The organism is Anisomitus miae (SeqCode), assembly GCF_054906395.1.
This window is the reverse complement of record NZ_JBRACL010000005.1, coordinates 149,667-157,790: the sequence shown is the minus strand read 5'-3', so window position 1 is coordinate 157,790 and position 8,124 is coordinate 149,667. Positions and strand designations below refer to the sequence as shown.

The window sequence follows — 8,124 nt, the reverse complement described above, 5'->3', positions numbered from 1 at the left end:
TTTCAGGTTTTCTTCCCTATTATTAAAGAATTTTATCACTGCCTCATACCCCATAATGTCTGTGCCACTCAATATATTATCATGTAATTTCTTAGATTCAAGGTAATTATAGAATCAGTAGCATAACACCAGCTACTATACAGGATTTTTTAAACGATAGATATTCCGCTGGTATAGGTAGAGCTGCCTTAGGTCGAGTGTTTGCATTACTAAGCTCTGCTTTTAAGTATGCAGTCCTGCCCTGCGAGTTTATAAAATCAGATCCTACTCTACATACTAAGATGCCTAAATTTGCTAAGTACGATAGGCAAACAAAGCCTGTATTATCACAAGCAGACATTAAACGGATTATTAATAGATTTCCCTATGGAGATACATACCACATACCCATTATGCTTGGCTACCATACAGGTCTACGGATAGGCGAGGTTATGGGCTTGACTTGGGATAATGTGGATTTGGATAATGGTACTTTGTCCGTTACAAAAATACTTACACGCAAACCCCCACTATGGTATTTAACCCCACCTAAAACTAATGCATCCATACGTACTATCCGTATAGGTAAAACCTTAATCGATCTATTAAGACGCCACAAAACAGACCAGAAGAAAAATAAATTATATTACGGTAGTTATTATACAAACCAATACCTAAATGATGATAAATCAATTATATCAACGGCAGCGAAATTAGATAAACCTTTAGTCGATTTAGTATGTACTAAAGTTAGCGGAGAGTTTTTAAAATCGCAGTCTTTCAAATATGCATCCCATGTAATAACCCACTCACTTGGGATTGACTTTTGTTTTCATTCTCTAAGGCACACACACGCAACGCTGCTAATCGAAAATGGAGCTAATATTAAGGACGTACAACATAGGTTAGGTCATGCCAACATACGAGTAACTCTAGACACATACACACATGTAACACCTAAGATGTCAGACCGCACAGTTGAGATTTTTGAGAACTTGTCTACCGTTTAGAATTTTGGTAGGCAAAAGGTAAGCATTTAGAAAATAAGATAGGTTTCAACGATATGTAAATAGCTATTTGTAATGGGTTTTATAAATATTTCCTCATTACCGCTCCAAAAACTTCTTATGTCATAGAAATTTTTACACATATATCCTGTAAGTTGCCTTGCTACTTTTTGATCTTTAGGAAGCTTCTTAGTTTCTGGCTTTAAATCAAAAGCATCATAAGCCTTTTTATGCTGTTCGTTCAAAACAACTCCATCCTTTACGTAAATATCAAACCCTTGTTCTTCTCCTCTAGTAACCTCAATATAATTTCTTATCTTTCTCTTAATACACACATCCGTTACTATTCCATGACCAGTTTCAGGATCAATTCGTGGCATATTACCTGCATCAGGATCACCATTTGGATTTCCATTTTCAACATCAAATAATATTACAAATTCATATCTTTTATCTAATGACATAATTAATTATCCCCCTTATTTTCCTTTTTAGTAAATATATCTTCCCTTTGGTGATAATAGCCTAACATAAACATACCTTGATCATCATGTGATAGAATTGAAGGAAATTCTTCAACTTTTAATAATATTTGAACTATAATCTTATCATAATAGTTAAAATTAGTATTGTTTGTTTTATTAATCTTACTTATATGATGCTGAGATAAATTTAACAAAATAGGAAATATACTTCTTGGTGTAGACGAAGCTACAGATAAATATTTTTCACGTATCCCACTATTACTACTACTTGAATCGCTTTGTATTTTCTCGAGTATTGCAAACACTCTTCCTAAGTTATATCCTGTATTGGTTGAATTCAAATTGAGTGCCACCGTTACTTCCTCCTCTTTATCTTTTAATCCTTGTAAACGATAATATCTCTTTAAATATCCCTTTATAAAAGAAACCCTTGTGTGATTTAAAGTTAATTTATCACCTGATTCTGATCTAATCCTGATTAACACGCTATTGTATATTGACATTGGATAACTTTCTCCCGTTAAAATGCTCTTAAAAAGACTATTAATTAAAGTATTAGGTACATTTTCAACTTTTCCACTAACGGTTATAGTTTTCAATATGTATGAAATTTTAACTCCAACTTCCTCAACTTTCGACTTATCATCTCTTGATTTTCTAACCAATTTTGTATCCTCAAAATGTCTATTAGATAGTTTCACAAATTCTCTAAGGGAATTTTTAAACCAAAACCTTATAAATATTCTTGAATTGCTTGGTGAAAGTCCTAAAATATGCATGTTAACAGAATTATCCTTTATGTCATCAACGTTGACAACCACCCCATTTCCAATAAGCTTTATGATATCTCTTATTTCATTTGTTCCTCTTTGATTGTAGTCTATATGAGAGTAAGATTGATTTTCATCATACATTTCAGGACTATCGCCTTTCATAAAGGCTCCTATCACATCATCCTCAATACCACCTACTTTGTCACTCCAAAAAACAACAGTATTACCACTTAAATACATAGAATTTCTTTCACTTTTTAAAAGTGTATTTAACGCAGATGTATACTTAAACATAGAATTTTCTGAGGTATTAGCATTGTACCCCTGCTCCTTACCGTATGATTCAAATGCATCTCCATTAAAACTAACAATACATGCTCCCAAAGTCTAGCATCTTGCGACTCCATTTATTTTTTGGTGAAGTCTAGAAATAGGTACATCTGAATCACCACTTATTAAACAAGTTCCTTTAACAATATCGGAATCTACAGTTATATAATCTTTATATAACTGAATCCTATTTTTTAGATCCGAATAGTTATGTACATACTCTCTCTCATTTTCTAAATTAAAAACTATACGTCCACCTTCTAAACATTTAGCTTCCATTTCCAAGACAATTTTCAGGTTTTCTTCCCTATTATTAAAGAATTTTATCACTGCCTCATACCCCATAATGTCTGTGCCACTCAATATATTATCATGTAATTTCTTAGATTCAACGAAGTTTCTTTCATAGTTTTTTAATTCTTTAGATTTATCATCAATCTGATAACCTAAGAAATATTTCGACGTATCACAAAGCAAATATGGGAAAATACCCACGCTTCTTCCCATCTGTACTGGTACTTCCATATTAACTCCCCTTCTTTTCTCCCTTAAATCAACAATTTGTTTTATCAATCCATCTTCATTAATAGTGAATTTAAAGGATACGCTTTCAAAACTATAACCAAATCTAGCAACTTCAAACTTCTTAGAATTAATCATCATATCATAACAATTCGATAGCTCTTTTAAAATCATCTATTAACACTCCTTTGAAGGTCTCTTGGAATATTTATTTTCCCATTTACCATTTCAGCTCTAAAGAATTTAGGATTATAATTTATGACTTTTTTATATGAACTATCATCTTTTACAAAATCTATATCGTACAACATCCATCCTAAATCTTTACTCTCATTTAGTGGTATGAATTCCTCATCTTCTAAAAGTTCAAAATTACATGAAAATTCTCTACATCCTAAATACGGCTGAGTAAGGCATTCTCCATTTCTCGCTCTCCTTAAAAATATATTGTAATGTTTTTTTTCATCATCACTTTCTCCTGCATATTTAGTCATTTCAAAATGTGCTTTTATAACATATTCAACATCCACAAGGATCATTGAATTTCTTTGTTGTCTATCTTCATTCACATTATAAGAGCTAATTCTCCTATTTTTTATTAAATCTTTTATTGATTTGTCAGATATAACACTCTTTACTTCATTCCTTAAAATTGTCTGAAATCTAATTGGTTTGATCACATAAATTTCATCTACAAGCCATCTTATTGCAGGCTTCCAATGTATCGATTCAACTATACTCCTAGCAGATGAAGGAGTAATAACATCATAACTAACCCTCTCTACCTTCATTTCTGGTCTAGTAAAACATGCATAATTACCCCAAACTCTTAAAGTTATTCCCATACAATACCTCCTATTTATATTACATAGTCATGATCAGAAATCTTATCTTTATCAAATCCTAAATTTAAATCATACATGTCTAAATTGTTTAAAATATATATTCCATCAAACAACTCACACAAATCACCAAATTTAACCAACTCTTCAACTACATGTTCGGGTATATTAATTGAAAATCCGTTTAACTTCCTCAAAATAAACTTTATTCCAAATTGTGAATTCTTGAGAGTATCTACAAGCAATTCACCTCCACCATGAGGAATAATAATTTGGATTCCTTCGTTATCGATAAACTTAAAATCTTTAGAAATAGATTCAAATTTATATTCCATATACTTAACACCTAAATCGTTTATGTTGTCGAGTATTTTATGCTTATCTAACCTGTCCTCAGTATTGAAAAATAACTCAGAAAAATATTTAGATATGGCCTCCAAAGATAATACATCTCCTACTTTGTTTATCACATATAGACTTGTTTTTTGCAGTAAGACTTAAATATCCACCTCCCATGTGGCAATCATCTTCTGTCTCAAAAACATATACAGTAGAATTTTCTCTCCTTCCTTCTCTATTGCATCTACCAGCGGCCTGTACTATAGAATCTATCCCAGAAATGCACCTAAATACCACAGGAAAATCAATATCAACACCAGCTTCAATTAATTGTGTTGAAACAACTCTACATTCTTCTCCATTTTTAAGTCTGTCTTTTACCTCAGATATTATCTTTTTTCTATGATTTGGATACATATTTGTAGAAAGGTGAAAGCACCCATCACTTTTTCTTAGATTCCTAAAAATTTCTTTTGCATAATCCTTAGTATTAACAATTATTAATGCTTGATTGTACTCACTTAATTTTTCACAAATATCTTTTACTGTTTGCCTACCTATAAATTTTCCTTCAACACGCTTCAAAGATTCAGAAAGTCTTTTAGTGTCATCCACTATCTCCGTTATTTTAAATTCCTCACTTATCAATCCATTTTTTTGAAACTCTGGTTGAGTAGCTGTAGCAAATAAGAACTGTACAATTATAATTTTTAACAAGCTCCTCAAGAGCCCTCATGCAAAGGTCTTAAATATTCATTTGGAATAACCTGTGCCTCATCTAAAATAATTATACTGTTACAAATATTATGTAATTTTCTCACTGAAGACGTTTTATTTGAATACATGCTCTCAAACAATTGAACATTAGTTGTAACTATTAATGGCATGTCCCAATTCTCAGTAGCAAGCTTATACCTAAGATTCTTTTCATCAGACTCATGATTGACTAAATCATTACTTTCACTCACACCCAATTCATTTGATAAATTAAAATTACAGTGATGCTCCAATACGTTATCTTCACCAAAAATACTCGAATACACCTGTGCATTTTGTTCTATTATAGAAGTAAAAGGTAACGAATAAATTATCCTATCGTGTCCATTCCTTTTACCATGGTTTAATGCAAAAGCTAGAGACGAAAGAGTCTTACCTCCACCAGTGGGTACACACAGGGAATAAAACCCTGGAACACCACTTGACTTTTCAACACAATTTTCAAAGATATTATTTCGAATTCGGTTAACTTTATTATCCTGAGATGATTCTCTCCTTTTTCTCATGTAATCATTAAATACATCCAACATCTCACTTAAATTTAATGCTTTTTTAGTATGTACAATAGAGTTCTTACCCTCACAAAACATTTGTGCATCCAACCTATCAGCATCAACAAGAGATGAAAATAAAAACCTTATTAACATCTGCATAGAAAAATTATTATTCTTGGGAAAAATATCTCTCATGAAACTCTCAGTCTTGGAATCGAATTCAATCCCCTTTAATTCATCGACTTTTACTTCACTTTCCCAATCTGAGAAGTCGCATATATTACCTCTATTATTTAATCTAGAAATTAATGTTCCTCTCATCTCTACTCTCGTTCCATAATCCAAAAGCCCACAGTGGTGACACGCAATAGCGTATTTTAAAATTTTATACACTATGAATTCAATCTTCCCACTACTCTTAAATTCATCTTCAATATCTTCACAAACTAAGGTCCCTGCTGTAGAATGATCAACTCTTATATTTTCTCCTCTTATTCTCCTTTGAAATCCATCCGAATACTTTCCTAAATCATGGAGGATTCCTAAGACCTTGCCTACATTTTTTAAAAAGAATTTGCTCACAAACTTCTCTGTAATGTTAGAAACCCCACATATATGATCAATTAATTTTTGATACAAAACTTCTCCACTATCAAATTCAACCCTTCTTGCAAATTTTTCTTTAAGACTCAAATCTACCACCTCTAAATAAAGATTCAAATGCCCCATAAAATTCAATATTTCATAATTGAATTGCTATATTTTTTCTAAAACATCTAACAATTCAGAAAATCTATTCATAACATTTTGCATAGGAATCTTGGTAGTCATATCTACGTTCGCTCTCTTTAATATATCTATAGGATAATCTGATCCTCCCATTTTAAGAAAATTATTTACATAATTATCAACTTCTATTTTCCCATGTTTTAATATGTTTTGAGAGAAAGCAAAACTAGCAGCATATCCAGTTGCATATTGATAAACATAAAATGATGAATAGAAATGTGGTATACGACTCCATTCATACACTATATAATCATCAATAATCAAATCCTCTCCATAGTATTTACTATTTAGATCTTTCCATATCGAACAAAAGTCATCACTCGTAAGTGGTTTCCCCTGCTCCATCATTTCATGGGTTATAAGCTCAAACTCAGCAAAAAGCATTTGCCTAAATACAGTTGTCCTTATATTTTCGATCTCCTTGTTTATAAAATACATCCTTTCACTTCCGTTTGAGTTATCTTGCATGTATTTATTTAATAAATGCTCATTACAAGTGGATGCAATCTCTGCTAAGAATATTGGATATCTGTAATTAAAAAAGTTTTGATTATTTTTTGAATAATATGAATGTATGGAATGCCCCATCTCATGTACAAGAGTAGATACATCATTGAAGGAATTTGAATAATTCAAAAGTATATACGGATCAGTATCATAGCTTCCAGAAGAATAAGCACCGCTTCTCTTACCCTTATTTATGTAAACGTCTATCCACCTATTATCAATTGCCTCTTTAAAAATATCTAAATATTCCTCTCCTAGCGGCTTCAATGCAGAAAAAGATATTTCAATAGCCTTCTCATATGGAATATCCTTAACTGGATTATCAAATAAAGGAGTATAAAGATCATAGCTCATAAGCTTATCAACTTTTAACATTTTCTTTTTAAGACTTATATATCTATGAATCTTATCAAAGTTATCATGCATGACCTCAATTGCGTTTGTATAAACAGATTTATTTATATTGTTCCCAAATAAATTCTCCTCAATAGCAGAATTAAACTTCTTGACTCTAGCATATAGGACATCATTTGTAATAGATGTAGACAAACATGTTGCTAATGTGTTTTTGTAATCCCTATAAGATGAAAGCAAACTTTCATAAGCATTTCTTCTTACTTCCCTATCGTTAGATGATAAAAATACTCCATAATTCCCCTCATTCAACTGTACTTCTTCGTTATTTTCATTTAATATTTTAGGAAACTTCAAATCCACATCCTTAAAAGTTGACGAAATATTATAAGGAGCACTTATAGACGAACCAAACATATTTAAAATCATTTCTGATTCCTCGGATAAAATATGCTCCTTACTTCTTATTAATCCTTGTATTTTAAATCTAATATCTGTAAGTTCTTCATCATCAACAAGGCATTTTAAAAACTCTTTATCTTTACTAAGTAACTCCGTATCCACAAAACTAGTATCCGCTGAAAATTGGTAATAAAATTGCTCAACTCTAGATTGCACACCCTGATAAAGAGTAACCGAACCATCTTGATCTTTCTTCATATGAGCATAATTTGCAAGCTTCATAATCGTCCTCATAGAAATTTCAAGATCTTTAAATAAGCTAATCACTGTAGATTTATCATTTAATTTCCCTCTATATTCAATTATTTTTGAAGAAAGAGATTTTACTCTGTCAAAGTCTTTCTCAAATTCTTCCATATTGTTATAAATTTTTTCAAGATCCCAGGTATATTTCTTCTCAATATCATTTCTGTTTTCAAAATACTTTATATTCATAAAAACCTCTCCTTAATTAACCTTAATAC

At 31.2% G+C, this 8,124-nt stretch carries 6 protein-coding genes and 2 pseudogenes; 1 reads left to right on the top strand and 7 read right to left on the bottom strand.

Features of this window, described 5'->3' with window-relative positions; genetic code table 11:
- The first annotated feature begins 197 nt into the window (after positions 1 to 197).
- Entirely contained in the window at positions 198 to 989 is a 792-nt protein-coding gene (locus tag AALI31_RS02635) for a site-specific integrase (RefSeq protein ID WP_489884972.1), read from the top strand.
- A gap of 107 nt (positions 990 to 1,096) precedes the next feature.
- On the opposite strand, the pseudogene AALI31_RS02630 reads toward AALI31_RS02635, so the two are convergent.
- The 7 genes and pseudogenes from AALI31_RS02630 to pepF all read right to left on the bottom strand — a co-directional run.
- A pseudogene (locus tag AALI31_RS02630) lies at positions 1,097 to 1,450 on the bottom strand (type I CRISPR-associated protein Cas7); the annotation flags it as partial.
- 2 nt (positions 1,451 to 1,452) lie between these two features.
- A pseudogene (cas8c, locus tag AALI31_RS02625) lies at positions 1,453 to 3,270 on the bottom strand (type I-C CRISPR-associated protein Cas8c/Csd1).
- A complete protein-coding gene (cas5c, locus tag AALI31_RS02620; protein ID WP_489884971.1) occupies positions 3,267 to 3,941 on the bottom strand; it encodes a type I-C CRISPR-associated protein Cas5c in 675 nt (224 codons plus the stop codon). The pseudogene cas8c and the gene cas5c overlap by 4 nt, the downstream one beginning before the upstream one ends.
- Before the next feature lie 14 nt (positions 3,942 to 3,955).
- A complete protein-coding gene (locus AALI31_RS02615; protein WP_489884970.1) occupies positions 3,956 to 4,378 on the bottom strand; it encodes a hypothetical protein in 423 nt (140 codons plus the stop codon).
- Entirely contained in the window at positions 4,362 to 5,003 is a 642-nt protein-coding gene (locus AALI31_RS02610) for a helicase-related protein (RefSeq protein WP_489884969.1), read from the bottom strand. The genes AALI31_RS02615 and AALI31_RS02610 overlap by 17 nt, the downstream gene beginning before the upstream one ends.
- A complete protein-coding gene (locus AALI31_RS02605; RefSeq protein WP_489884968.1) occupies positions 5,000 to 6,241 on the bottom strand; it encodes a CRISPR-associated endonuclease Cas3'' in 1,242 nt (413 codons plus the stop codon). The genes AALI31_RS02610 and AALI31_RS02605 overlap by 4 nt, the downstream gene beginning before the upstream one ends.
- Positions 6,242 to 6,304: 63 nt before the next feature.
- Positions 6,305 to 8,095 carry an oligoendopeptidase F gene (gene pepF, locus AALI31_RS02600; protein ID WP_489884967.1) on the bottom strand — a complete coding sequence of 597 codons (1,791 nt, stop codon included), beginning with the start codon at positions 8,093 to 8,095 and terminating at the stop codon, positions 6,305 to 6,307.
- Between the last annotated feature and the right edge of the window lie 29 nt (positions 8,096 to 8,124).